Consider the following 25744-nt stretch of genomic DNA (forward strand, 5'->3'; position numbering starts at 1 on the left):
GGTCAAACGAAATAGGGTGGCAGCTATACGCGGGTTGACCGACCGGCTCGTAGGAACTCCGGCATACCCTAAGGTATCCCGCGTACAGCTGCCGCGACACGATACAACAGACGTGAAAAAAACGCCTGAATCGGTGTTGGCAAAGGAGCACTACGAGGCGGACGGTCAAATCCGGTCGCTGAATTGGCAGCGACGGTCAGGAGGTTAGTCAGCGCAGTTCCGAGCGACAACCTGAAAGCCTTGTCGGAAAAGTCCGAGATCAACAATAGCGTCTTGTGGAGATCCAAACCCGTGTTTGCCGAACCACGCTCTATCAGAACGAACTGGAAGTGGCGCGAGGGACTGTCGACATCATGCCGGGCACGCGCGCGCAAGTAACGCTGAGTGCACAGTTGCCGCAGGGCCGCGTGAAGTGGCAGATCGGCGTAGCGAATGGCACGCCGGCGGGTTTCCTTAACGCAATCGACTGGCGTCCGAACACCCTTCTGACTCACGCATGGCGCCCTGGAAACCGCTGATCTATACGGTGGGGAGCAGCCCGTTGACCGACTTTCCGGCCGTGCAGTGGCGAGACGTCAACTCCCCGACAAGGATCAATTTTCGCGTCCGGTAAGACGGGCGATGGTTTTTTAAGCCCTGCGTTTGTGTACGACTGTGTTCAATGGATTGAGCAGTAAAGACGAGGCTCGCAAACCACTGGAATCTTGCATAAGCCATTTCAGTCGACCGCATTCCTGTGCCCTGGTTTATTGAGCCGGCCGCAGCAACTGCATCTGCTGGCGATAATCATCCGTCACCTGCCTTGCCTGGCTGCTGCTGGTGATGACCCTTGGCGTGATCAACACGATCAGTTCGGTGCGGTCCTTGGATTTGCTGGTGTTGCCGAACAGCCAGCGCAACCCCGGAATTTTCCCGAGGTAAGGCACTGCACTGACACTCTCGGCGTTGTCCTGCTTGATCAGCCCTCCGAGCAATACCGTCTGCCCACTCTGCACCGCCACCTGGGTCGATACCGAGCGCGTGGAGATGCGTGGATTGTTTTGCGTGTCGCCATTGCTCGTCTGGTCCTGGGCATCGCTGACCTGCTGCTGGATATCCATGTACACCAGGCCACCCGGATTGATTCGCGGCACTACGTCGAGGATCACGCCGGTCTGCACATATTCAACACTGCTCAAGGTGGTATCGGAGGTGCCGGTATTCACCGTGGTCTGGCTGATGGGGATGTTGTCGCCCACCTGGATCTGCGCCGGCTGGTTATTCATCACCACCAGCGACGGTGCCGACAGCACTTGGGTGCGACCGTTGGTTTCCAGAGCGTGCAGCGCCACCTGCAGGTTGGAGCTGACGAAGGAATAGAACAATGAATCCGTCGCCCCCAGCCCTGCCCCGCCACCGCCCAGCGCACCCTGGCTGCCGGCGGCGTTGGCCACGGTGGTGCTGGTGGAATTACCGGCCAGGCGTCCCAGGTACCACTGCACGCCCAGGTCCAGTTCGCCGGTGAGTTTGACTTCGAGGATGCGCGTCTCGATCTGCACTTGCAGCGGCGGGTTATCGAGGCGCTTGATCGCCGATTCGATCTCTTTCCACTGCACCGGGCGCGTGCGCACCAGCAGTTGGTTACTGCTCTTTTGCGCGGTGATGCGGGTACCGGCGTCGAGGCTTTTGGCCGGGGCGTCTTCGCTGGTGACCTGCTCGGCGTTGTCCTGCTCGGCTTCGGGCTCCTGCTCCTCTTCTTCTGCGGCGGGTTGGTTGCCATTGAGGTTGTTGCTCAGGCCGCCGGGCGTGCTGCCGGAGGTGCTGTTGGTGCCCGGCGAGGACAAGGTCGCGGTGCGCAAACCGGGGGCGACCTTGGCCGGCGCGTCGTCCTTGATCGCGCCGGTGCCGTAGATCTGCCGCAGGTACTTGGCCAGGTCGGTGGCCTTCATGTTGCGCACGTCATACACGTACATCTGCGGCTCGTTGCCGCCGCCCTCGTCGATGGTGTGGATCCAGTCACCGACTTCGCTGAGATACTGCGGTTGCGAGGAAATCGCCACCACCGAGTTGGTCCGTTCGATCGGCAGGAACCGCACCATGCCCGCCAACGGCATGCCGCTGTCGGGGCCGAACATCTTTTGCAGCTCGGGCATCAGCTCGGCCACCGAGGCGCGTTGCAGGCCGAACACGCCCACCGACATACCTTTGAGCCAGTCCACATCGAAGGTGTCGATGGTGTCCTGGTAGTTGGCCAACTCTTCCGGAGTGCCGGCCAGGCTCAGCACATTGCGCGCCGGGTCCACCAGCAAGAATGCATTTTCGCGGGCGAACGGTTTGAGCAGTTTCTGCATCTCGGTGGCCGAGATATAGCGCAGCGGAAATAGGCGCGCCGACAAACCGCTGGACGGCTGGGCCACGCGCATCTGCGGCACCAGCTTGCCCGCCACCGCCTGGTTGGCCGGCAGGATCACGTAGCGGTTGCCTTGCCGGATCATGGCGTTATCGGTCCAGGACAGCAGGGTTTCGAGGATCGACAAGGCCTGCTGCTTATTCACCGGTTTGGAGGTGGAAAAACTGACGTTGCCTTTCACGCCCTGGGCGATGCTGTAGTTCTCGTGCAACAGGTCGCCCATCACGCTGTTAATCACCGCTTCAATGGGCTGGTCGGCGAAGTTGAACACGATGTCACCCCCGCCCTCCTCGCGGCCGGCGGGCGCCGCACTTGGCGGGCGGACGAAGGACTGATTGCCACGGATCAGTTGACGCTGGGGCGGGGTCTTCGCGCTGGGCTGGGTGCTGTCGAGCGGTGCCTGTTCAGCCGCCGGGGCCACCGGCGGGCGTTGCGAACCGGTGCCTTGCACCGCCTCGTGCAACAGCGCCGGGTCGGCATCCAGGTGCTCGGGAAAGGTCCCGCAGCCACCGAGGGTGACGGCGGTGGCCAGGCAAAACGCAGTGGTGCGCAAAGCGCCAGGGAAAGTATCGATCAAGGGGTGGACTCGTGAGGAAGGATAATCGGGGGCGTGGTGGACGGTGGCGGCAAACGCGGGGTATTCAGGCTCAGGGTGTGCGTGCGGCCATCCAGCACAAAACGGGCGTCGCGGGCGGTCAGCTGTTCGAGCCGCCAGCCGTTGGGCAAAGTCTGGCCCTGGTGGACTTTGAGCGGCGGGCCGTCCGCGCGCTTGAGCAGCGCCACCTGTACGTTGCCGTCCAGGATGATGCCGGTCAGCACCAGGCTCGACAGGTCGGACACACCCGCCTGGCCGACGGCGCGGTCGGGGCTGCGATCCGGGCTGAACAGCGGCGCCTGCCAGGTTCCGGCCAGGCTGTCGAGGCTGGCACTCGGTGCATTCAGCACCTTGGCCGCTGCCTGGGTGCGCGCATCGGGCGCAGGCGCCGGCAGCCATTCGGGCGCGTCGCCGATGCTGCTGAGAATGCCGACCATCAGCAGGCTCAACACCGCGGCAACGCCAAGCAGGAGCCATTCAACGGGGCGCAGTGCACTGATCATGGCTGCACCTGCCGCGCGCCCGCCGGTTGCAGGTAGCCGCGCACCAACAGGTGCACCACCAGCTTGCCGGCACCGCCACTGACCGGCGCGTTCGGCGCGCGGCGGATGCTCATTTCATCGACGAACAGAAACGGCCGCTGATATTCCAGCTCATGCACAATCGCGGTCAACGGCTCGATGGCGCAGTTGAGCGTGAGGCTGACCTTGACCTGGCGATAGGGCTCGCTGTCGTCCTGTTGAGGGGTGATCGGCATGCGCTGGGTCAGGCTGCAACCGCCGCCGACCGTGGCGCGGCTGTTGATCAGGTCGGCGATGCGTTGCATCAGGTCGGCGGCGACCGCGCTGGGGTCATCGCCCGGCAACAGGCTGGTGCTGCTGGCCGGGTCCTGGCGCGCCTGCTCCAATTGTTGACGCAGGCTGTCGCCCTGGCGAAGCACGCCGGCGTAGCGTTGCTGTTGCTCACGCAGCTGCTCGGCCTGCTCGCTCATGGCGCGCAAGGGCCCGGCGAACCAGCTGTCGATCAACAGCCAGTAGACGGCTCCGAGCACCACGGCCAGGCCGATCAGGGCGGCGCCACGGCGTTCACGGGGTGTCAGCGGTCGGCGCATCAGCGGCCTCCTGGTGCAGGTGGGCGCGCAAGGAAAACTGATCCTTGCCGGTTTGCGCATCGGGTTGAATCACCCCTTCGAACTGGGCGTTTTCCAGGCTGCGGCAACCTTTGATTCGGGTGATCAGCGCGCTGGCCTTGGCGCTTTGCCCGGAGAAGGACACCTCGGCGCCGTCGTTGACTTCCAACTGATCGAGCCAGGTGTCGGGCGGCAGGCACGCGGTCAGTTCATTGAGCAGCGCCGACAGCGGCGGTTGCGCCATTTTGCGGCGAATCAGGTATTGCGCGGCGCCCCGGGTATTGAGCAGTTGCTGGCGCAGCGCCTGAATTTCGGCCACCTGGTTTTTTTGCTCGCGCACACTCTGCTGCATGGCCTCCAAAACCCGCTGGCGGTCGTCGAGCCACAGCAGCATGGCACCGATCATCAAGGCGCCGCACAACCACGGCAGGCTGCGTTGCAGGCCCTTTCCGGGCGGGCGCTGACGGCGGCGCAACGGCAGCGGCAACAGGTCTACACCAAGGGCGTTGCCCGTGGCGTCCTGCACATCCACCGCATGGGGCCGCAGCCCCAGATCGGCGCAGTCGGCGAGGATCTGGTCCAGACGCTCGCGCAGAACGGCTATCAGCGTTACTTCTACATAGGCTGGCGTGCGCCGCTCCTGGCGAACGACGAAATAAAGTTGCGCCGCCTCGAACGGGGTGAAGCGATCCAGTTCGTAGCCGACCACGGTAGACAGGTTGCGCGCGGCGGCCGGCGGCAGCCGCAGGGTTTGTATCAGCACCGTTTGCGCAGTCAGCACCAGCACCTGGCGCACCTCGCCCACCACGGGCGGTACGGCGGCGGTCAGCGGCCAGTGGTAGAGCCGGTCCGCAATATCGTGCAGCAACAACCAGCGCGGCAGGCAGCCGCGCAGTTCCTTGAGCCACAGCCGCCAGCCCTGTTGCAACAGGCTGCCACGCCAGCGCTGGGCGATAGGCGCCGTGAGCGGACGCACGCGCGCCGCGAGGTAGTCATTCATTCTTGCCAACGGAGTACTCGATAAGGTTGCGCGCTGCCTTGCGCGGGGCTCAATAACACGGTGGCCTGCAACCGGGCGTGGTAGCCGCCGGGCCGTTCGGCGTGGCTGTCGATCACCAGCACCTCGCCGGGGTCGGCGCCCACCGCACTCAGGGGCGGCAGGTTCAAGGCACGGCGCATCAGGGCGCTGGCGAAGGCCGCATCGGGCCGGTCCAGGCCGCTCCACAGGCTGATCTCGGGGGCCAGCGCGCTGTACAGCGCCTGGGTCATGCCCGGCAACTGACGTACTTCTTCAACCACGCGAAACGGCGCCAGGCCCTGGTTGCGACGGGTCTCCAGGGCTCGCGCCATCTGGTTGGCCTGGGCCTGGCTGGCCCCGCAGGCCAGGGCCAGGCGGGCAAAATCGGCCACCTCGGCGCTGTTCAAATACAACTTGCCGCGCTCGCTGCGCAGGCTGACGCGCAATTGCGCATCGTCGAACACCAGTGGGATTTCGCGCCCATCGGCGATCCACTGTTTGCGCTGCAGCGGGTCGGCGAACGCCTGCATCGCCAGGGCAATCCCCGCTTCGGCGGCCAGCACCGCCTGGGTGTGCTGGCGATGCCACGCCGCCTGACGCGTCTGCAACTGCACCCAGCCGGCCAGGCCAACCAGCAGCAGGCTGAGCAAGGCCAGCACCCACAGCACCAGCAGCAACGCGACGCCGCGCTGATGGCGGATCATTCCGGGGCTCCGCTGGACAGGTTCAGGCGCAGCGCAATCACTTGGGTTACCCACGGCACCGGCCCGTTGACCTGCGCGGCAATACGCACCGTCTGGGGCAGCCGCCGCGACCACGGCCAGGCACTGATCCAGCCGGTGGGCTGGCCCGTGGGCGACAGGCCGCGATAGCTCAATTGCAAGTCCTCGACATCGCTGAGCAGCACCTGGGGCTCGCCGCGTGACGCCGGCACGCTGACCTGGGCCGGCGTTTCAACCCGCGCGAACGTCACCTGCAAATCACGCGGCGCCGCGCCCGCGGTCAGTTGCAAGGTGAACCGCTGGATGCCGCCGCCGAGCACGCCGGGCAAGGTCGCGACAAATTGCATGCGCTGGGCGCTGCCGATGAAAAAACCGTCGGTCTGGCTGTCATCCTCGGTGACGTCCAGGGGCAGCGCCTCGCTGATCGAGCTGCGCAAAAATTGCTGCGCCGCGCGCATTTCATCCAGGCTCACCGTATACCGCTGCGCCTTGAGCACCGCTCGATTCGCTCCCAGCAGCGCACCGCCGACCAGCACCAGCAGCACCCCCAGCAAGCTGATGACGATGAGGATTTCCAGCAAGGTAAAGCCCTGTTGTCGCGTGTTCACAGGCTCGCCCCGCGTAATTTCAGGGTGCTGAATTGCGCGCTGCGCGAGCCTTCGCGAACGCTCAGGTCGAGGCGGAACAGGTGCGGCTGGCCGGGGCGACCGGGTTGCTGGGCGATGCGCAACTGCCAGGCGATGCCGTCCAGTTCGCCCTGGCGCACACCGTTGGCGAGGGGCCCGGAGGCTTCCTGGTCCATCACGCTGAGGGCGGCGTGGCTGAGGCGGTCGCTGTGGGTCACTTGCAGCAGTGAACGGGCGCTTTGGCCAAAGGCGACCAGCAGCACCGTGCTGCACAGGGCCATCAGCAGCAGCGCGGCGAGCATTTCCAGCAAGGTGAAACCGCCCTGGTTTTTCATGGCAACGCCTTGGATAGCACGCTGCCGGTCAGCCAGCCGACGTCGATGCGCCAACGCCGCGTGCCGTGGGCCAGCAGCAGGTGGCCGCCGGTGGAGCTGCCGTCGGGGTAGAACTCAATCGCGGAGCCGGCCTGCTCGGCGGTGTGGAGGGTCACTTGCAGGTCGGCGGGCCAGTGTTTTGGCGGGCGATCCGGGGCCTGGAAACGGAGTGTTTTCAGGTCGAACAATGTACGTTGCGTGGCGCCACTGACAATCGCCCGCGCCCGTGTGCTGCGCAGCGCTTCAACCATCTGCCCCACTACCTGGCGTTCCTTCGCCGCGCGTAGGCCTTGTTGCAGACCAAACCCTACCAGGCCGGCCGCCAGGCTGATCAGCACGATCACCACCAGCATTTCCAGCAGGGTAAAGCCGCGTTGGCGGGTGGGCATGGATTATTCCCAGTTGCCCAGGTCGGCGCTGTAGCCATCGCCGCCGGGCTGGCCGTCCTGGCCGTAGAAAATCAAGTCGAAGGCGCCGTGTTCGCCGGGGAAGCGATAACCGAAGGCGTGGCCGAACGGGTCTTTGAGGTCCGACGGTTTGGCATACGGGCCGGCCCAGCCGGTGCTGTTGGCGGGCTTGTCGACCAGTTGCTGCAAGGTCTTGGGCGGCGAGCCGACGTCCAGGCCATAGCTTTCGATCTTCATGCTCAGGCTGGCCAGTTGGGCCTTGCCCGCGCCGTACTTGCCCTTGTCGACGTTGCCGCCGACCTGGCGCACCACGATGGTCGCGACGATGCCCAGCAGCACGATCACCGCGAGCATTTCCAGCAAGGTAAAACCGCCCTGGCGGCGGGCGGGCTTGAATCGGGTATGACGCATGGGAGTGGGTCCTTGTGGGTTCATATATTGCTGGTCAGGCTCATCAGCGGCAGCATGATCGCGAGCATGATCACCGCCACCAGCACCGCCATGACCACGGTCAGCGACGGCACCAGCGCGGCCAGCAAGCGGTCGATGCCGCGCTTGGCTTCAACGTCGAACACGTCGGCGACCTTGAGCAACATGCCGTCCAGGTCGCCGGCCTGTTCGCCGACTTCAATCATTTGCAGGGCCAGGTCCGGCAGCAGCGGCTCGGTGCCGAACGCACTGGCCAGGGTGCCGCCGCCCTTGACCGACTCGGCGGCCTGGGCCACCTGGGCCTGCAGGGCACGGTTGGTGCAAACCTGTCGCGCAATCACCAACGCGTGCAGCAGGGCCACGCCATTGCTGAGCAAGGTGCCCAAAGTGCGTGCCAGACGCGCCGCTTCGACCCGTTGCAGCAACGGGCCGATAACGCGCAGGCCAAGCACGCGGCGGTCAAATTGTTCACGGCGCCGAGGGTCTCGCAGGCGCGCGGCCAAGGCCCAGACCGTCACGATCAGCCCGGCCAGCACGGCCAATCCATAAGCGCCGAGAAATTGCCCAAGGCCCAGAATCACTTCGGTGATCAGCGGAATCGGCACGCCCAGGTCCTTGAAAATCGGCACGAACTGCGGCACCACGTAGGCCAGCAACAGCGCCAGCGAACCGAGCACGCCCACCACCAGAAACGCCGGATAGATCAGGGCGTTGATCACCTCGCCTCGCAGCAACTGGCTGCGTTCCAGGTAATCGCTGAGCTGGCGCAGGGTGTTTTCCAGGGCGCCGCCCGCTTCACCGGCGCGCACCATGCTCAGGTACAGCGGCGAGAACTGCCCACCCTCCTCTTCCAGGGCTTTCGATAACGGCTGGCCGGCCTTGACCTGTTCGCGGATGCGCTCGATCAGCGCGCGGGTCTGCGGTTGGCCGGGTTGTTTGAGCAGGATGCCGAGGGCGCGCTCCAGGGGTTGGCCGGCGCCGAGCAACGTGGCCAGTTGCTGGGTAAAGCTGACGAGGGCGGCGCCGTTGAGCTGGCCACGGCCCAGGGCTTTATGCAGGCCGCTCAGGCCGGCGGGGTCGACCTGCAACACCAGCAGGCCGCGCTTTTGCAACAGGGCCACGGCGGCGGGTTGATCCTTCGCATCGACGGTGCCGTTCTGCGGCGCACCCTGAGCATCGAGGGCGCGGTATTTGAACAGGCTCACGTGCCCTCCCCACGCGTCACACGCAGCACTTCTTCCAGCGAGGTCACGCCGGCCAGGGCCTGGCGCAAGCCTTCTTCATGCAGGGTGCGCAGACCGCTGCGACGCGCGGCCTGCTCCAGGGTGGCGGCGTCGGCCTGGCGCATCAGCAGGCTGCGCAGTTCGTCATTCATCACCAGCAATTCGGTGATCGCGCTGCGGCCGCGATAACCACCGGTGCCGGGGCGATAGAGCACAATCGGACGCTGGTCCGTCAGGCGGTCCAGGCCATGTTCTTCGACCAGTTCAGGCGGCGCTTCAAAGGCCACCCGCGTGGCCGGGTCAAGCCGGCGCACCAGGCGCTGAGCCAGAATGCCGTTGACCGTCGAGGCGATCAGGTAGCTCTCCACGCCCATGTCCAACAGGCGCGTGATACTCGCCGCCGCGCTGTTGGTGTGCAGGGTCGACAGCACCAGGTGCCCGGTCAGTGAGGATTGGATGGCGATGCGGCAGGTCTCCAGGTCGCGGATCTCGCCGATCATGATCACGTCCGGGTCCTGACGCACGATGGAGCGCAGCGCCCCGGCAAAATCCAAGCCGATGGCGGGCTTGACCTGGATCTGGTTGATGCCTTCGAGCTGGTATTCCACCGGGTCTTCCACGGTGATGATCTTGCGCTCGGCGGTGTTGAGCCGCGACAGCGCGGTGTACAGCGTGGTGGTCTTGCCCGAGCCGGTCGGGCCGGTGACCAGCAGAATGCCGTGGGGCCGTTCCAGCACCTCGAGAAAAGTCTGCAGGCGCGCACCGTCAAAGCCCAGGCTCTGGAAATCGAAGCGCACGGTCTGCCGGTCGAGCAGGCGCATCACCACCGACTCGCCAAAACTGGTGGGCACCGTGGACACCCGCAGGTCCAGTTCCTTGCCTTGGATGCGCAGCATGATCCGCCCGTCCTGGGGCAGGCGGCGCTCGGCGATGTCCAGGCGCGCCATGATCTTGACCCGCGAAATCACCGCCGCCGAGGAACTGGACGGCGGTGCTTCGGCGTCGTGCAGCACGCCGTCGATGCGGTAGCGCACCTTGAGCTGGTTTTCGAACGGTTCGATATGAATGTCCGAGGCACGCTGCTCGACGGCGCGCTGCAGGATCAGGTTGACCAGGCGAATCACCGGCGCTTCGGAGGCCATGTCCTTGAGGTGCTCGATGTCTTCCAGCGCGCCGCCCTGTTCGTCGAGGTTTTCGATCAGGGTGCCCATGGCTGAGCGGCCCTGGCCGTAATAGCGCTCGATCAGAGTATCGACTTCGGTACGTGGCCCCACCGCCAGCCACACCGGCACGTCGCAGGCGTACGCCAGGGCCTGGAACGCATACCGCTGGGCCGGGTTGGCCGACAGCACCGTCAACCCGCCGTGGCTCCAGCCGACCGGCACTATCTGGTAATGACGCATGAAGCGTTCGGTCAATACCGGCAACGGATCGAGCAACGCCGGCGCGGCCTCGGCCGACAGCAGTGGCGCGCCGAGCAGATCTGCCCAGGCGCGGGCCAGTTCGACCTCGGAGACCAGCCCCAGGCGGGTCAGCAGGCCGAGCAGTTCGTCGTCGGCGGACTCCTGAGCCAGGCGACGGGCGCGCTCCAGATCGACGGTCTTCAACCCGGCGTGATGCATCAGCCACGCGCAAACCTGTTCGGTGTGCGGGATGGGCAATTGGCAGGCATCGATGGGCGTCGAAGGGCTGGTCATGGGTGACTGTCTGAGGGGCTATGTTCTAAGGGCTATGGAGAAACCGTGTCAGGAGTGGGCTTGCCCACTCCTGCAGGGGAGCGCGTTTGCCCGTCAGTTCGAGGCTTTGGGCGCGGTTTGGCTGCTGTTCAGCGGTCGCCCGCCCTTGGTGGTTTCGGCCTTCTGCTTTTTCGCGGCCTTGGCGTCGTGGGCCTGGGTCAACACGGTGGAATCGGCAGCGCCGGACTTGGCGTCGGCGTCGGTGGACTCAGCCGCCATGGCCGCGCTACTCAGCGCGACGCCCAGCACAAAACCGGCACCTAACAGGGAAACTTTCATAAACATTCTCCAGATAAAAACAGCAGGCCGCTCCAGTGGAGCCTTGAACGCGTTCAAGACCCTACACCAAAGCAGTGGGTAAAACAGCTTGTATAAAACATGGCACATTAGAACTACCGGACAAAGCCACTAGTTCGCCATGACGTAATGAATTTTCTTAAACCAATCGACTTGTAGGTTTAGTCTTAGTTCCGAAACGTAAGGAATTATTTCTAATTTCACGCAAAAATTAGCTTTTGTTTGACTTATAACCGCAAGAATTGCCTTAATTGTGCGGTTTTTGCGGTTCAAAATGCCATCGCGTGATATCGTTTAGACACTACTCACAACAATAACTCACACTTTTAATTAACTAATAAACCCGCGAATTTCGCCAAGTAGTTGCAATTAGCCATCGGTTAAAAATTGCGATCAAGGGCAACTATTGCCCAGAAAAAAGTGACGAGCGTGCCCTGAATGACACAGGTCTCGTCGCGCCATGTTGAATGACCGTTGTCGGAGAGAGCCATGAGTAAACGCAAAATGATCGGTGCGCAGTCGGCGTTAGCCCTGCTGGCACTGGCGGTGTCCCAAGTGCATGCCGCCACCAGCCCGGCGCTGGACGAAGGACGGATGAGCCGCGCCGAAAAAGCCGCGGATAAAACCCTGGCGAAGATGACCATGGAAGAAAAGCTCGCCTACATCGGCGGCATCGGTGGCTGGGACGTCAAACCGCTGAGCCAATACGGCATCCCGCAGATCCACGGCGCCGACGGCGGCGTAGGCGTGCGCTACACCAGCGAAGGCAACGCCCAGGGCGTGGTTTACCCGTCCGGGCCTAACCTGGCCGCAAGCTGGAACCCGCGCCGCGCCATCGACCTGGGCCGCGCGCTGGGGTATGACACCGCCAGTGGCGGCTATCAGTTCGTCACCGGCCCCGGCGTGAACCTGTACCGCATGCCCTACAGCGGCCGTGCGTTCGAGTATCTATCCGGTGAAGACCCGTTCCTCGGCGCCAGCCTGGGCCCCGCTGTGATCAACGGCATCCAGTCCCGCGGCGTGTGGGCCAACGCCAAGCATTTCGCGGCCAACGACCAGGAAAGCAACCGCTTCCATCTCGACGAAATCATCAGCGAGCGCGTACTGCGCGAGATGACATTGCCGCCGTTCGAGTCCGCCTCCAAGAACAGCAAAGTCGCGATGATGATGTGCGCGTTCCAGAAGGTGAACGGTGAGTTTGCCTGCCAGAACAAACACCTGATGCGTGACATTCTGAAAACCGAATGGGGCTATCCGGGCTTCGTGCAGAGCGACTACAACGCGGTGGTCAACGGCCTGCCCGCGGCCCAGGCCGGTACTGACCTGGACATGATGGGTTACCAGATGAACAGCACGGTGCTCAAGCCGTATCTGGACAGCGGCGAGCTGAGCAGCGCGACCATCGACGACAAAGTGCGGCGCATCCTCAAGCAGATCTACCTGTACAAATTCGACAGCAAGGCGCCGTTGACCAGCCATAACATGAACAGCGCCACCAGCAACCGCGTGGCGCTCAATGCCGCGCGCGAAGGCATTGTGCTGCTGAAGAACCAGAACAACCTGCTGCCGCTGGATGCGAAGAAGGTCAAGCGCATTGCTGTGGTCGGCAGCCTCGCCAAGTACGCGCCACCCACTGGTTTCGGCAGCGCCAACGTGATGGCCGCCAACTACATCAGCGAGCTGAGCGGCCTGCAGCAACTGGCACCGGGCGCCAAGGTAGAGTTCATCGATGGGCTGTCCCTGGACCCGACCACTTCGATCTGGACCCATGTCGACAGCGACGGCAAGCCGGTCAAAGGTCTGAAGACCGAGTTCTTCAGCAACACCAACTGGTCCGGCGAGCCGGCCGCCAGCCGCACCGACCAGCACGTCGACCTGGACTGGTCCACCGACAGCCTGCCGGTCAATGGCGACACCGCCGCGACGTCGATTCGCTACAGCGGGCAGATCACCCCGACCGTCAGCGGCGAGCAGGTGTTCAAGGTGCGCGCCGACGGCGCGGTGCGCCTGTACGTCAACGGTCAGAAAATCCTCGACAATGGCGACGGTAAACCGCTGCCTAACAACAGCATTCCGCCGACCATTCCGGTGTTTGCCAAACTCAAGCTGGAAGCCGGCAAGCCGGTCGATATCAAGCTGGAATATTCGCGCCGCAACGGCTACCTCTCGACCATGGGCGGCCTGGTCGGCGTGCAGATGAGCTGGGCCTCGCTGGTCGCGCCACAGGAGCTGGCCAACTACGACGCGGTATTGGTGGCCGCCGGTAACAGCAACGAGTACGAAGGCGAAGGGTTCGACCATAGTTTCGATCTGCCCGAATACCAGAACCTGCTGATTCAAAACATCGCCAAGGTCAACCCGAACACTGTCGTCACCCTGCACGGCGGCACCGGCTTGAAGATGAGTGACTGGGTCGACCAGGTGCCGGCTGCGCTGCATGCGTTCTACCCTGGGCAGAACGGCGGCCAGGCGCTGGCGGAGATCCTGCTGGGCAAGGTCAACCCGTCGGCCAAGTTGCCGATCAGCATTGAGCGTAACATCGAAGACAACCCGATCTACGCGACCTTCCCCACATTCGACAACCAGGAGAAACTGGACCGGATGAGCTACAAGGACGACCTGTTCCTGGGCTATCGCGGCTATGAGAAAAAAGGCATCAAGCCGCTCTATCCGTTCGGCTATGGCTTGTCGTACACCACCTTCGGCTACAGCAATATCAGCGTCACGCCTGGGGTGGCGGTGGCCGGTGCGCCGATCAAAGTCTCGTTCGACCTGGCCAACACCGGCAAGGTCGGCGGTGCCGAAGTCGCGCAGTTGTATGTAGGCCAGAACAACCCGAAAGTCGAACGCGCGCTGAAGGAACTCAAAGGCTACAAAAAAGTGTTCCTCAAGCCGGGCGAGAGCAAGCGCGTCACCATCGAGCTCAATGACCGCTCGCTGGCCTACTACGACGTGGCGAGCAAGCACTGGGTGGTGGATGCCGACAGCTTCACCCTGTCGGTGGGCGCATCGTCCCAGGACATTCGCCTGAACGCCAAGCTGGTCAACCCGTTCCGCCAGGAACTGTCGACCGGCACCAGCAACCCGCTGCCGCGTTCGGCGCTGAACTCGACGTTGCGTGAATCGACGGTCAAGACCGGCGGCGTGCTGCATCAAAACCAGGGCGACAGCGGTACCAGCGACGGTGATGGCTACGACATGAGTGATGACAGCAGCCAGGGCAGCGCTGCGGGCAACTGATCCAGTGCGGCCGGGTGTGGGTGGGCCTGCGCCCTCCCACATTTGACCCGCGCTCGGTTCAGGTTCTGATGGCCGCTTCGACCCGCGCCAGGTAGGTATCGAAGCGCGCCACCAGGTCCACGCGCGCGGGAAACCGCAGCCATTGGATTTGCAGGCCATCCATCATGGCCAGGATTTCTTCCACCAGCCCAGGGATGTCTACATCGCTGCGCACCTCCCCCGCTGCCACCAGCTCGGCGAACTGGTTTTGCAACCGTGCGTGAATCCCCGCATACCGTTCCTGGAACCACGACCAGGCAGGCTGCGTATCGAGCAGGCTTTCGGCATTCAAGATCGTAAAGGCGCGCACCACGCCCGGCGCCGTAGCATTCGAACGATTGATCGCCCGCAGGCTGCCGAGCAGACCGCTCAGGGATTTTTCCGCGCGCACTTGATCGGCAATGCGCTGGTTGACCTCATCGCGGCGTTGCAACACGCCCATCAGCAGCGAAATCTTGCTGGGAAAGTGGTGCAGCAGACCCGCCACGGACAGCCCCGCAATCGCTGCCACCCGAGCCACGGACGCACCGCTGTAGCCTTCCAGGGAAAACACCTGCAAGGCCGCATCCAGCAGCGCTTCGCGGCGTTTTTCACCTTTGGGTGCGCGACGGGTCTTGGGGGCGGGCTCGGTCATGGGGGTATCCTGAGGGGCAGGCATGCACCCTATCCAAATTGCCCCTGGGCCGCAATTCGAAAAGGCGCTGGCGCATTGCGCACGAAGCCGGTGCGACGATTCGACTTGCCTTCGACAGCCATGGGTAGCTGTACAAGCTTAAAGGCTGACACATAACGCTGTGGTGAACGGGCTTGCTGTGATGAGCAAGCCCGCTTTTCCATGCCGATCTGCCTTTAGAAATCGACGGTGGCGGAAAGCAGGTAGGTGCGCGGCGTCGAGAGGGTCAACCCCGGTTCGCTGTCGTCCGAGGCGCCCGCCGAGCTCCAGTAGCGTTTGTCGGCGACGTTCTCCACGTTGGCGCGCAGGGTGATGTGTTTGTCATCCACCTTGAATGCGTAGCGCGCGCCGACATCGATGCGGTTCCAGGCGTCGATTTCCTTGACGTTGGACTGGTCCAGGTATTGCGAGCTGGAATGGATGCCGCGGCTGGTCAGGGTCAGGCCTTCGAGGGTTGGCACATCCCACTCGGCACCGAGGTTGACGTTGTACTTGGGCGTGGCCGGCGCACGGTTGCCGTCGAAAGTGCCGTTGGTGGTGTTTTTCAGTTCGCTGTCGATGTACATCACGCCGCCCAGCAGGCGCACGCCCTTGAGCGGTTCGCCGAACACACTCAGCTCCACACCGTCGTTCTGGCGCTTGCCGTTGGGGCCGAATACGCGGGTGGTGGCGTTGGTCTCGTAGGCCGGCTGCTTGATGCGAAATACGGCGGCGGTCACCGCGAAGGCACCGGCGTCGTACTTGGCGCCCACTTCCACCTGGCGGCTGATGAACGGCGCGAAGATCTGGTCTTCGTTGACCGAGGTGGACGGCGCGATCTTGCCCTGGCTCAGGCCTTCCATGTAGTTGGCGTACAGCGACAATTTGTCGGTGGCCTTGAACAGCAGGCCGCCCGAAGGCGAGATTTTTTCTTCGTCGTAAGCGGTGTCGCCTTTGACGCCGTCGCTCCAGTCGTCGACCTTCACCCGCTGCCAGCGCGCACCCAGGGTGAGCAGCAGGCGATCGTCGAAAAAGCCCAGGGTGTCGGACAACGCCAGGCCGCTGAACGTGTTCTCGGTGTAGACCTTGGCGTCCTGGCGCGTAGGCGTTGACGGCGTCGGCGTTTGCACCGGGTCGTACAGGTTGCTCGGCGCGGCCGCATAGCGCGCGCCGCCGTTGGTGAAGTCCATATAGAAATAGCTGGCCGCCAGGTTGACCTCATGGGTCACCGGCCCGGTGTGGAACCAGTTGCGCACGCCCGCTGTGGCGGTGCGTACGTTTTCATCGCGGGTGAAGTCGCGCGGCTGCACACTGAACGCGCCGGCCGGATTGCTGACGGATACCGCATGGCGCAGGAAATCGTGATTGCTTTTGCGCGCACCGACACCCCCGTAGAGCATCACGTTATCGCTGAGGTCGAACTCGCCGTTGACCGTGCCGAACGTGTCGTTGGTGCGTGCCTTGCTCCAGGATTGCGCATAGTTGCGGCGTACATCGCTGGCGCGGGGCACCGGGGCGGCGGCGGCGACTTGCACGCGCTCCTGGGGCGCATCGGTGTCGCGCTCGGTGTGGCCGATATCGGTGGAAAGGCGCAGGCGCTCGCCGCGAAAATCCAGGCCCAGTACCGCCATCTCGCGGTCGACGCTCTGGTGGTCCCATTCGGTATCGCCGGACTGTTTCACGCCGTTGAAACGCAGGCCGAACTGATTGTCCTCGCCAAAGCGCCGGCCCACATCCACCGCGCCGCCGGCCTGGCTGTCGGAAGCCCAGGTGCCGGTGAGCGAGGTGATGTCCTTGTCGGTGGCACGCTTGGGCACCACGTTGATGCCACCGCCGACGCTGCCTCGCGGCGAGATGCCGTTGATCAACTGGCTCGGGCCTTTGAGGATATCGACGCGGTCGGCCATTTCCATGTCGATGCTATAGGTGGGCAGCACGCCGTACAGGCCGTTGTAGGCCACATCGCTGTTGAACAGGCTGAACCCCCGGATGGTGAATTGCTCGTAGCGTCCACCGGCCGGGTTGGTGGCGCGCACCGAGGGGTCGCTGGCGATCAGGTCGCCGAGGGTGCGCGCCTGCTGGTTTTTCACCGCTTCCTGGGTGTAGGTGGTGATGCTGAACGGGGTCTCCATGAAGTCCCGCGTGCCCAGCAGCCCCTGGGAGCCACGGCGCGCCACCTGGCCGCCGGCATAGCTGTCGCCGTCGTACAGGCCGGTGGTGCCGAGAATCGAGGTGGGCGCCAGTTCCAGGCTGCTGCCGTCCGGCTGGGGCACCAGCATGTAGGCCTGCTCGCCCATGGGTTGCAGTTGCAGCCCGGAGCCTTGCAGCAGGCGCGCGAAGCCCTCCTCCACGCCATACTCGCCGGACAGGCCGGCGCTGCTGCGCCCGCTGACGAGCGCCGGGTCCACCGACAGGTTAACGCCCGCCAGCCCTGCAAACCGGGTCAATGCCGCGCTCAGGCTGCCGGCCGGCACCTGATAGCTGCGGCGCGCGGCGCTGTCTTCGGCATAGCTGACGGGGACGAACAACGGGCTGGTACTCAGGCTCACCAGCAGGCTCAGTTTCAGCAAAGGGCGCAAGCGCAGGGGTCGGAAAACGGGCATTGGAGAAGCTCTCGATTTTGTTCACTTGCCTGGAATGACAGGCGAGGTGAAAAAAAGGGACAGCTTCGACCAACTTTTTCCAAAACAACAGGGGCAGCGACAGTGCCGCCCCTGCTCGGTTCACCACACCGCGATATGCGCATCCGCCCTCGGTTCGGTACCGCCGCAGAGTACGCCACTGACAGGGTCGCGCAGGATGATCTGGCCGCGCCCATAGTCAGTGAGGTCACTGGCGATCTGCACCTGGTGGCCGCGCCGCGACAGGGCGTTGGCCAACTCGCGGGAGGCCCCGTGTTCGATGCCGACCTTCAGGTCGCCCAGCCATTGCCAGCGCGGCGCGTCCAGGGCCGCCTGGGGGTTGAGGCCGAAGTCCACCAGGTTCATCACCATTTGCACGTGGCCCTGGGGCTGCATGTAGCCACCCATCACGCCGAACGGCCCGAGGGCGTGACCGTTTTGAGTGAGAAACCCAGGGATGATGGTGTGAAAGGTTTTCTTGCCTGGGGCCAGGCAGTTCGCGTGGGCCGGGTCGAGGCTGAATTCCTGGCCACGGTTCTGCAGGGCGATACCGCTGTCGGGCAGCACAACGCCCGAGCCGAAGCCGTGGTAGTTGCTCTGGATAAACGAGACCATATTGCCTTCGGCGTCGGCGGTGGCCAGGTACACGGTGCCGCTGGCGTGCGGGTCGCCGGGTTTGGGCGGTTGCGCCTGTTCGCCGATCTGGCCGCGACGCCGGGTGCTGTAGCTGTCGCTGAGCAGGTCGTCCACCGCCATACGCATGTGCAGTGGATCGGTGATGTAGTGCAGGCCGTCGCTGTAGGCCAGCTTCATGGCTTCAAGCTGGCGATGCCAGGTCTGTGCGCTGTCGCGGTGATCGAAGTGGAAGCCTTCAAGGATTTTCAGCGCCATCAGGGCGACCAGGCCCTGGCCGCTGGGTGGAATTTCCCAGACGTCGACGCCGCGATAGTTGATGTGGATGGGGGCCACCCACTGTGCACGGTAATCTTCCAGATCACTGGCGCGCAGGTAACCGCCAGTGGCACGGGAATGCGCGTCCAGGCGCTCGGCGAGTGCGCCGCGATACAGACTTTCACAGCGCGTGGCGGCCAGTTCCTCCAGCGTGCGGGCCTGGGCCGGATTGCGGAACATCTCCCCGGCCTTGGGCGCGCGCCCATCGATGAGGAAGGTGTCGAACCAGGCATCGAGCACCGGGTCGCGATGGGGGCTGAATTCGTTCACAGCCAGTTGCCATTGATGGGCGACCACCGGCGACAGCGGGAAACCGTCCCGTGCCAGGCGGATGGCCGGTTGCAGCAGCGCGTCGAAGGGCAGCTTGCCGAAGCGTTGCGACAGCTGCGCCCAGGCCGAGGGGCAGCCGGGCACTGTTACCGGCGTCCAACCGTACAGCGGCATACGCTCGTGGCCTGCGCCCTTGACCGCCTCGATGCTCAACGCGGCCGGCGCGTGGCCGTTGCCATTCAGGCCGTGCAGCTGGCCCTTGCACCAGACCAGCGCAAACGCATCGCCGCCCAGGCCGCAGCCGGTGGGCTCCACCACGGTAAGCGCCGCCGCCGTGGCGATGGCCGCATCAATGGCATTGCCGCCCTGTTGCATGACTTCGATACCGGCCTGGGCGGCCAGGGGCTGGGACGCGGCGACCATGCCGCGCCGGGCGAACACGCTTTGGCGTTGCGACGCATAGGGATATTCGTGGGCAGAGAAGTTCAACATGGCAAAAGCTCTTGAATAAGAGGGGTTGGCGTGCGCTCAGAGCACGCGACTGAGAAAGGCTCGGGTACGCGGGTGGCTGGGATGACTGAAGATCTGTTCCGGCGGCCCTTGCTCGATGAGCTCGCCCTGGTCGAGCACCACCACGCGGTCGGCCACTTCACGGGCAAAGCCCATTTCGTGGGTGACCACCACCATGGTCATGCCCTCCTCGGCCAGTTCTTTCATCACCTGCAGCACTTCGCCGACGGTTTCCGGGTCGAGGGCGCTGGTGGGTTCGTCGAACAGCATCGCCTGGGGTTTCATCGCCAGCGCACGGGCGATCGCCACCCGTTGCTGCTGGCCGCCGGAGAGCATCGACGGGTAATGGTTGGCCTTGTCCGCCAGGCCGACGCGCGCGAGCAAACCGCGCGCCTGTTCCAACGCCTCGGCACGCGGGGTACCCAGCACCTGGATCGGCGCCTCGATGATGTTTTCCAGCGCGGTCATATGGGGGAACAGGTTGAAGCGCTGGAATACCATGCCGATGTCACGACGCTGGCGGGCGATGTTGCGCTCCGAATCGCGCACCAGGCTGCCGTCGCTGCGCTCGCGGTAACCCATGGCGCGGCCGTTGACGCGGATGCGCCCGCCCTGGATGTCCTCCAGCAGATTAATGCAGCGGATAAAGGTGGTCTTGCCGGAGCCGGAGGCGCCGATCAGCACCACCACTTCGCCACGCCGCACTTGCAGGGAGATGCCCTTGAGAATCTGCAACGCGCCGAACGACTTGTGGATGTCCAGCGCTTCGATGATCAACTCTTCACTTTGATGCGCCATGGTTAACGTCCCCTCAGCAGTTTCAGGGTGCTGCGACCGAACATGCGGCTGGCGGCCGGCGGGGGCGCCGATGGCCGGTCGGACTGGCTGAAGCGGACTTCAAGCCAGCGCTGAAAAAAGCCCCACAGCGTGGTCAGCGTCAGGAAGTACAACGCGACCACCAGGTACAGCTCAAATACGCGAAAGGTCGCCGAGGTGATCATCTGGGTGCTGAGCAGCAGTTCCTGCACACCGATCACGCTGACCAGGGTGGTGTTCTTGAGCATCACGTTGAACTCGTTGCCCAGCGGCGGCACGATCACGCGAAACGCCTGGGGCAGCACGATGCGCCGCATCAACTTGGCGAAACCCATGCCCAGGGAACGTCCGGCTTCGTACTGACCTTTGTCGACCGCGCCGATGCCGGCGCGAATGATCTCGGCCATATACGCGCCTTCGTTCAGGCCCAGGGCAATGATCGCCGCCTGGATATTGCCGGGCACTACCAGGCCGAACAGCTCGATGTCCTCAAAACGGAAAATCCCGCCGGCCGCCAGCGCGGTGTAGAGAAACACGATCTGCACCAGCAACGGTGTGCCGCGCATCAGCCACACGTAAAAGCGCACCGGCAGGTGCAGCAGCGGGTTTTTCGACAGGCGCAGCAGCGCCGCCGCCAGGCCAAGCACACAGCCCAGCAGCATCGCCAGCACACTGATCAGGCAGGTCAGCCAGAGCCCGGTGAGGTACACCCCGCTGGGTTGTAACAGGTACTGCCAGAACACATCCCAATTGAAGTTCATCGCGCCGGACCTCAGTCGAGTGTGTCGCTGCTGACATGCCATTTATTCAGCAACTGCGCATAGCTGCCATCGCTGCGCATGTCGCTGATCACCTGCTGCACGGCCGCCGTCAGTTGCGGGTCATCCTTGCGCATGCCCAGGCCCGTGAGGATGCGACTGAACGCGGGCACGCCCTCCTGGAACAGGTCCGGCGCCATCGCTGCGTAATAACCGGCGGTTTCCACGGTGGTGCCGTAAGCGTCGACCTGGCTGATGCGCAGGGCCTGGAAGGCATCGGTGTCGGTGTTGTAGACCACCAGTTTCATCGGCGGCTTGCCGGCCTTGGCCAGGCTGTCGTTCTGCGTGTCCAGCAGGGTCTTGATGGTGGAGCCGTTAAGCACCGCGACCTTGTGGCCGGACAGCTCATCCAGGGTCTTGATGCCCTTGGGGTTGCCCTTGGGCACCACCACCGACTGGCTGGAGTACATGTAGTTGACGATGTCGATCACTTGCCGCCGCTCGGGTTTGTCGAACAGCTGGTCGACAATCATGTCGCATTGCTGGGCGAGTAACGCCGGCACCAGGCCGGAGAACGGAATCACCTTCCATTGCACCTGCTTGTCGCCCAGGCGCTTGGCGATTTCCAGGCCCAGGTCGACGGTGAGGCCACGCGGTTTCTGGGATTCATCGAAAGACACCAGCGGCGGGGAATCCATCCCCGAGCAATAAGTGAGTTTATCGACGTTGCGCAAGCGCTCCGGCACTTGGGGCGCGGCGACGGCCCATTGCGTGCACAGACCGAGGGAGACAGCCACCAGCAAGGCGCGGTGTTTATGCATGACCAGACACTCCAGTTCGTTGAAAAACGGGGCAGGACTCAACGTCAAAACACAATGGATCTTATTGTTCTGTTTGCAGGAATTGGATCAGCGCCGGCACAGTGCCTTCGATGTGCTCACGCACCACCGCCTCAGCGCGAGCCGCATCGCCGGCACGGATCGCTTCCAGGATCACTGAGTGCTCCTGGCGCGCGCTGAGGGGCTTTTCACCGTGCTGCAGCCACAACCGCATTGGCGCTTCGACCAGGGAATACAACGCCGAAATCTGCTTCATCAACCGCGGCCGGCCGCTGAGGCTGCACAAGTACTCGTGGAAGGCGCGATGTCGGCTGACCCACTCGGCGCTTTCATCGCGGTAGTCATCCATTTCATCCAGCAGACGCTCCAGCGCCGCCAATTGACGCTCGCCGATGCGCCCGACCGCCACACGCACCGCGAGGCCTTCGAGGGCACTGCGCATTTCGAAAACCTCGTGCAACTCGTCAATGTCCAGGCCACTGACGATCGCACCCCGGTTGGGACGCAAGGTCACCAGGCCTTGAGCATCCAGACGGCGAAACGCCTCGCGCACCGGCATGCGGCTCATGCCGATCTCGCTGGCAATGTCTTCGGCAATCAACCGATCACCTTTGCGATAGCGTCCGCCGCAGATCGCATCGAGCAGGAAGTTATAGGCCTCCTCCTCGGCAGTCAGCGGCTGACGATCACCGTAAACGGGAGCAAATTGCATTGGCAGCACCTTTTGACTTTTTGTATCCAATTATCCACGAATACAAACAGAGCAGAATGTGTGCCAGGTGCGATGGGCACTGCTTAAGTGTTTGATTTGGCAGGCAGCATGGAAATGCGATCGCCATGGCCGGATTGATTGAAGATCGAATGTGCTACCAAATGGCTCAGCAGAGGCGCCATCTGTGTGCAGGAAAGTGCCGGGTAGCCCAATGTGTTGACCAGGTGATCCAGCGGTTCAACGTTCTTGCTGTGCACCAGAATGTGGAGAAATTGCTCCAGGTTTGGGCGGTGCGATTCGTCGTTCGGACAGGAACTCTTCACAGGTAACCGCCCTGCTCGACTCCCGCTCAAGATTGATGGCGAGGTCTGGGCCTGCCCGGCGAAAGCCATGGGCGATCTGTTTAAAGTTCCCGGCGCTGGTGCCGCTGCGCTTGGCCACCGACTCCACCGAAAGGTGTGTCGAGGGACCGGATGAGTTCGAGTAGCGTCATGTTAGTCTCCGAAAGAAGATAAGATTACATTTTGCTAATTTAGATAGAAATAGCATTTTATAATTTACTGTTTGCTAACGCAGGGACACTATCGCCTATGGATATCAAAACTCTTCGGGTCGACGCGCTGCGGCGCGTCATCCGCCCACTCAGCCAGAAAGACTTCGCCGACCAGCACGATCTGGACGCTTCGTATTTGTCACAGATCCTCAATGGGCACCGCTCATTGGGTGAGAAAGCGGCGCTCAACCTCGAGAAGAAAATCGGGCTCACGCCTGGTGTGCTGGTCAACCCGAATGGGCACGGGCCGGCGTTGATCGAGGGTGAGTACATCCGTCAGGATGTGGTGCGAGAGGCGGCGTCTGCTTACCAGGCCCTTCAGGACAAGGCCACGCCGCGGGCAGTTGCGGTTATCGAGAAACTCGCCAGGGCTGCGGCGAAGGGAAGACTCAAGGAGTCGGACTTGGTTCTGCTTGAGGGCATAGCCGCCCTGCTTGAGAAGGCCAACGCTGAAAAGCCTTGAGCCGGATGCAGAAAGCCCGGCACTTGGCCGGGCTTCAAGGGATTGATCGATTCAAACGGCGTTGAGTCGCTCAACCATGTCAGGGAAGCGCTGAACCAACTTAATCAGCAGCGCCGCCTGGGCATTTGGCTTTGACTTCGATTGCTCCCAGTTCTTCAGCGTGTCAGGACTGGTCCTGATTTGCCGGGCGAACACTGGCTGCGACATGTGAAGATTCTCACGGATGGAAACGATCTCAGCAGCCGTCACCTCTGGAGGTGCAAGAGCCTCTACTTCGTACTGACGAAGTGTGATCTTCCCTTGCCGGTGCTCGCCCATCTCGTTTACGCCTTGCATCAGCTCAGCAAACAGATCGCGCTTCTTTTTCATTTGCCGCTGATCATTGCTGGGCTGAGCCAGGCGGCGTGGGGATATGAAGATATTGATAACCTGGCAGGGTCAACAGTCTTGACCTCTGGCGGACTTGAGAGAGTCACCTGCCCCATTGGCGGTGATTACGACTGCATGACTTGGCCTCAAGACCTGTACAAGCTGAGGCTGCAGAACATTTGCTTCACTGCCAGGATCATGATGTGCAGCTACTCCTGTGAAGGCTTTATTGCACAGAAGGCCAACATTCAAACGCTATATATAGTCGGTAGCACCGGCCTAGACAGCTCAGCGATTAGCCTCTACAAGTGCCCGAGCATGTACTGAGCACATAGCAGGCGCTTGCCACACCATGACAAAAAGACCAGAATAAAGACCTATCTAGGAGTCTTATCTATGCAAAATATTCTGGCTGATGTGGCCGTCAGCGTATCTGAACTCAAGAAGAACCCCTCCTCCGTCTTGAGCGGCGCCAACGGCATGCCTGTGGCTGTGCTGAACCACAACCGCGTTATGGGCTACATGGTTCCAGCAAACGTCTACGAGGCGATGGTTGAGCGCCTGGACGAACTGGAGCTGGTCCAACTGGTCAAGGCTCGGCTCGATGCTAAAGAAACACCTGTTCGGGTATCTCTGGACGATCTGATTGGCGAGGCAGAGGCAGATATCGCCAATGGCCGCTGAGTACGAGGTTGAGTGGGATCCGAAGGCACTGAAGGAGTTGCGTAAACTCGACGGAACAATACGCCTCCAGTTTCTGAAAAAGCTCCAGGAGCGGCAGTCCGGCCCGCGAGTGCCAGGCGATGCGCTTCATGGCATGAAGGACTGCTACAAGATCAAATTGCGCGGCGCCGGCTACCGACTTGTGTACCGCGTTGAGGACGAGCGAATTGTCATCCTGGTGCTGGCTGTCGGCAAACGCGAGCGAAGCTCTGTGTATCAGCAGGCGGGGAAGCGGTAGGCAGAGACAAGAAACCCGGCGCGAGGCCGGGCCGAGCTCTATACAGCGAAAAAGCCTATTACTTGAGAAGCTGCTGATTTGCGTACGAAGAAATGGCTAACTGAGCTACAGATATCGGCAGAGCCTTGGCTTTGACCTTCGTTGTCAGGTACGCCTCAAACTTGCCAGCGCCTATGTATACCTCACGGAACCACCTCCGAAACTCCCCCAGGGCGGACTCTGGATAGCAGTTTGACTCTTGAGGGTTCGACAGGGCTTGCGGGAAATAATCTGGGTAGTTGTGTTCGTATTTGATTCGTGGGCTGTAAACGTTTTCTAACTCAGCGGTCTTCCAATGCTTTGCCCAATGTATTCCCACGCTACCGTCAGGAACAAAGGTGCTATCAATATGAATTCCGCTCTGCCCAAGATGGACGACCATATCAGCGATTTCTTTGAACACCCCAAAGTAACCCGCTGGCACCGCGTTGTAGACCAAAGACATCCTATCGTGGAACTGCTTCCACTGAGTAGGAACGTGGTTCTCTGGATCGTATCCGACCTGCGTGTAAATGAAGTCTCGAAGAGCTTTACCAGCAAGAAGCCTGAAGTTCATCAGTGCTTCGTCTTTACGATTTATTCCTGCTTCAAATGCGTAATATTCTAAGATCGCCAAGCAGACGCCATCTGGGTACGCATGTGACATCGTGCCTTTGTCAACAACCGTTGTGTAAGGCTCCTCATAGGTCAGCCCATGTGTTTGAAGCAGCGAGTGAATTTTGGTAATTGCCGGCCTATTCGATGCCCAGTCGTTTGCAATATCCAAGATCGACGTGTGCTGAATGCCACATAATCGGGCCAGACCGCGCGCAGTTAGAAAAGGCGTACCATCCGAAAGTACGCCCATACCAATGCCATCGATCTCAATCTGAGCATCAATTGCTAAAGGCATCTGTGATTTAGGGCTGGTGGGCAAATTAGCCATTTTTCTCATATCCATCTGATTTAAAACTGTAGTGGTCAACTAATCCCGGACACGACGTTAAGTTTTTCCTCGGCCCGCGCT

At 62.4% G+C, this 25744-nt stretch carries 25 protein-coding genes; 4 read left to right on the top strand and 21 right to left on the bottom strand.

Annotated elements, in window-relative coordinates; translation table 11 throughout:
* Positions 1-746: 746 nt before the first annotated feature.
* The 12 genes from gspD to QRN10_RS21050 form a co-directional block, all read right to left on the bottom strand.
* Positions 747-2966: a type II secretion system secretin GspD gene (gene gspD / locus QRN10_RS20995; RefSeq protein WP_285429050.1), complete on the bottom strand. Its 2220-nt coding sequence runs from the start codon at positions 2964-2966 to the stop codon at positions 747-749.
* Positions 2963-3487 (bottom strand): general secretion pathway protein GspN, encoded by a 525-nt coding sequence (locus QRN10_RS21000; RefSeq protein WP_285429051.1) that lies wholly within the window; start codon positions 3485-3487, stop codon positions 2963-2965. Before QRN10_RS21000 ends, gspD begins: the two co-directional genes overlap by 4 nt.
* Positions 3484-4095, bottom strand: a complete 612-nt coding sequence (gene gspM, locus QRN10_RS21005) for a type II secretion system protein GspM (RefSeq protein WP_181081280.1) — start codon at positions 4093-4095, stop codon at positions 3484-3486. Before gspM ends, QRN10_RS21000 begins: the two co-directional genes overlap by 4 nt.
* Entirely contained in the window at positions 4070-5113 is a 1044-nt protein-coding gene (locus tag QRN10_RS21010; protein WP_181081279.1) for a PilN domain-containing protein, read from the bottom strand. The genes gspM and QRN10_RS21010 overlap by 26 nt, the downstream gene beginning before the upstream one ends.
* On the bottom strand, positions 5110-5835 hold the full coding sequence (locus tag QRN10_RS21015; protein ID WP_285429053.1) for a type II secretion system protein GspK: 726 nt from the start codon (positions 5833-5835) through the stop codon (positions 5110-5112). Before QRN10_RS21015 ends, QRN10_RS21010 begins: the two co-directional genes overlap by 4 nt.
* Complete coding sequence (locus QRN10_RS21020; protein WP_285429054.1) at positions 5832-6461, bottom strand: prepilin-type N-terminal cleavage/methylation domain-containing protein; 630 nt, start codon at positions 6459-6461, stop codon at positions 5832-5834. The genes QRN10_RS21015 and QRN10_RS21020 overlap by 4 nt, the downstream gene beginning before the upstream one ends.
* Positions 6458-6814: a prepilin-type N-terminal cleavage/methylation domain-containing protein gene (locus QRN10_RS21025; RefSeq protein WP_181081276.1), complete on the bottom strand. Its 357-nt coding sequence runs from the start codon at positions 6812-6814 to the stop codon at positions 6458-6460. The genes QRN10_RS21020 and QRN10_RS21025 overlap by 4 nt, the downstream gene beginning before the upstream one ends.
* A complete protein-coding gene (locus QRN10_RS21030) occupies positions 6811-7242 on the bottom strand; it encodes a type II secretion system protein (RefSeq protein WP_253508476.1) in 432 nt (143 codons plus the stop codon). Before QRN10_RS21030 ends, QRN10_RS21025 begins: the two co-directional genes overlap by 4 nt.
* 3 nt (positions 7243-7245) lie before the next feature.
* On the bottom strand, positions 7246-7671 hold the full coding sequence (gspG, locus tag QRN10_RS21035; RefSeq protein ID WP_181081274.1) for a type II secretion system major pseudopilin GspG: 426 nt from the start codon (positions 7669-7671) through the stop codon (positions 7246-7248).
* Between the two features lie 20 nt (positions 7672-7691).
* On the bottom strand, positions 7692-8894 hold the full coding sequence (gene gspF / locus QRN10_RS21040; RefSeq protein ID WP_253508478.1) for a type II secretion system inner membrane protein GspF: 1203 nt from the start codon (positions 8892-8894) through the stop codon (positions 7692-7694).
* Complete coding sequence (gene gspE / locus QRN10_RS21045; protein WP_285429055.1) at positions 8891-10609, bottom strand: type II secretion system ATPase GspE; 1719 nt, start codon at positions 10607-10609, stop codon at positions 8891-8893. The genes gspF and gspE overlap by 4 nt, the downstream gene beginning before the upstream one ends.
* Positions 10610-10702: 93 nt before the next feature.
* The gene (locus tag QRN10_RS21050; RefSeq protein ID WP_285429056.1) at positions 10703-10927 is read right to left on the bottom strand and encodes a hypothetical protein; all 225 of its coding nucleotides are present in this window, start codon (positions 10925-10927) and stop codon (positions 10703-10705) included.
* Positions 10928-11434: 507 nt separating this feature from the next.
* On the opposite strand from QRN10_RS21050, the gene QRN10_RS21055 reads away from it, so the two are divergent.
* Entirely contained in the window at positions 11435-14185 is a 2751-nt protein-coding gene (locus QRN10_RS21055) for a beta-glucosidase (RefSeq protein WP_285429058.1), read from the top strand.
* A gap of 58 nt (positions 14186-14243) precedes the next feature.
* Here QRN10_RS21055 and QRN10_RS21060 read toward each other — a convergent pair whose 3' ends face one another.
* The 7 genes from QRN10_RS21060 to QRN10_RS21090 form a co-directional block, all read right to left on the bottom strand.
* Positions 14244-14858, bottom strand: coding sequence for a TetR/AcrR family transcriptional regulator (locus QRN10_RS21060; RefSeq protein ID WP_181081269.1), 615 nt, complete (start codon positions 14856-14858; stop codon positions 14244-14246).
* A gap of 215 nt (positions 14859-15073) precedes the next feature.
* Entirely contained in the window at positions 15074-17479 is a 2406-nt protein-coding gene (locus QRN10_RS21065; RefSeq protein ID WP_285429059.1) for a TonB-dependent siderophore receptor, read from the bottom strand.
* A 120-nt stretch (positions 17480-17599) separates the two neighbouring features.
* Complete coding sequence (locus QRN10_RS21070) at positions 17600-19210, bottom strand: gamma-glutamyltransferase family protein (RefSeq protein ID WP_181081267.1); 1611 nt, start codon at positions 19208-19210, stop codon at positions 17600-17602.
* A gap of 36 nt (positions 19211-19246) precedes the next feature.
* Complete coding sequence (locus QRN10_RS21075; protein ID WP_181081266.1) at positions 19247-20026, bottom strand: amino acid ABC transporter ATP-binding protein; 780 nt, start codon at positions 20024-20026, stop codon at positions 19247-19249.
* Positions 20027-20028: 2 nt separating this feature from the next.
* Entirely contained in the window at positions 20029-20805 is a 777-nt protein-coding gene (locus tag QRN10_RS21080) for an amino acid ABC transporter permease (RefSeq protein ID WP_285429060.1), read from the bottom strand.
* 11 nt (positions 20806-20816) lie between these two features.
* Positions 20817-21623, bottom strand: a complete 807-nt coding sequence (locus QRN10_RS21085; protein ID WP_181081264.1) for an ABC transporter substrate-binding protein — start codon at positions 21621-21623, stop codon at positions 20817-20819.
* Positions 21624-21684: 61 nt separating this feature from the next.
* Positions 21685-22353 carry a GntR family transcriptional regulator gene (locus QRN10_RS21090; protein WP_253508486.1) on the bottom strand — a complete coding sequence of 223 codons (669 nt, stop codon included), beginning with the start codon at positions 22351-22353 and terminating at the stop codon, positions 21685-21687.
* 590 nt (positions 22354-22943) lie between these two features.
* On the opposite strand from QRN10_RS21090, the gene QRN10_RS21095 reads away from it, so the two are divergent.
* Positions 22944-23369 carry a hypothetical protein gene (locus QRN10_RS21095; protein ID WP_285429062.1) on the top strand — a complete coding sequence of 142 codons (426 nt, stop codon included), beginning with the start codon at positions 22944-22946 and terminating at the stop codon, positions 23367-23369.
* Positions 23370-23420: 51 nt separating this feature from the next.
* Here the strand turns inward: QRN10_RS21095 and QRN10_RS21100 are convergent, their stop codons facing one another.
* Complete coding sequence (locus QRN10_RS21100) at positions 23421-23738, bottom strand: helix-turn-helix domain-containing protein (protein WP_034099046.1); 318 nt, start codon at positions 23736-23738, stop codon at positions 23421-23423.
* 396 nt (positions 23739-24134) lie between these two features.
* Between QRN10_RS21100 and QRN10_RS21105 the strand changes: the two genes are divergently transcribed.
* Complete coding sequence (locus tag QRN10_RS21105; RefSeq protein ID WP_181081261.1) at positions 24135-24422, top strand: type II toxin-antitoxin system Phd/YefM family antitoxin; 288 nt, start codon at positions 24135-24137, stop codon at positions 24420-24422.
* The gene (locus QRN10_RS21110) at positions 24412-24699 is read left to right on the top strand and encodes a type II toxin-antitoxin system RelE family toxin (RefSeq protein WP_181081260.1); all 288 of its coding nucleotides are present in this window, start codon (positions 24412-24414) and stop codon (positions 24697-24699) included. Before QRN10_RS21105 ends, QRN10_RS21110 begins: the two co-directional genes overlap by 11 nt.
* A gap of 58 nt (positions 24700-24757) precedes the next feature.
* Here QRN10_RS21110 and QRN10_RS21115 read toward each other — a convergent pair whose 3' ends face one another.
* Positions 24758-25663 (bottom strand): BstA C-terminal domain-containing protein, encoded by a 906-nt coding sequence (locus QRN10_RS21115; RefSeq protein WP_219855411.1) that lies wholly within the window; start codon positions 25661-25663, stop codon positions 24758-24760.
* Between the last annotated feature and the right edge of the window lie 81 nt (positions 25664-25744).

Origin of the sequence: Pseudomonas sp. lyk4-R2A-8 (genome assembly GCF_030209095.1) — a bacterium.
Lineage (GTDB): Bacteria > Pseudomonadota > Gammaproteobacteria > Pseudomonadales > Pseudomonadaceae > Aquipseudomonas > Aquipseudomonas quebecensis.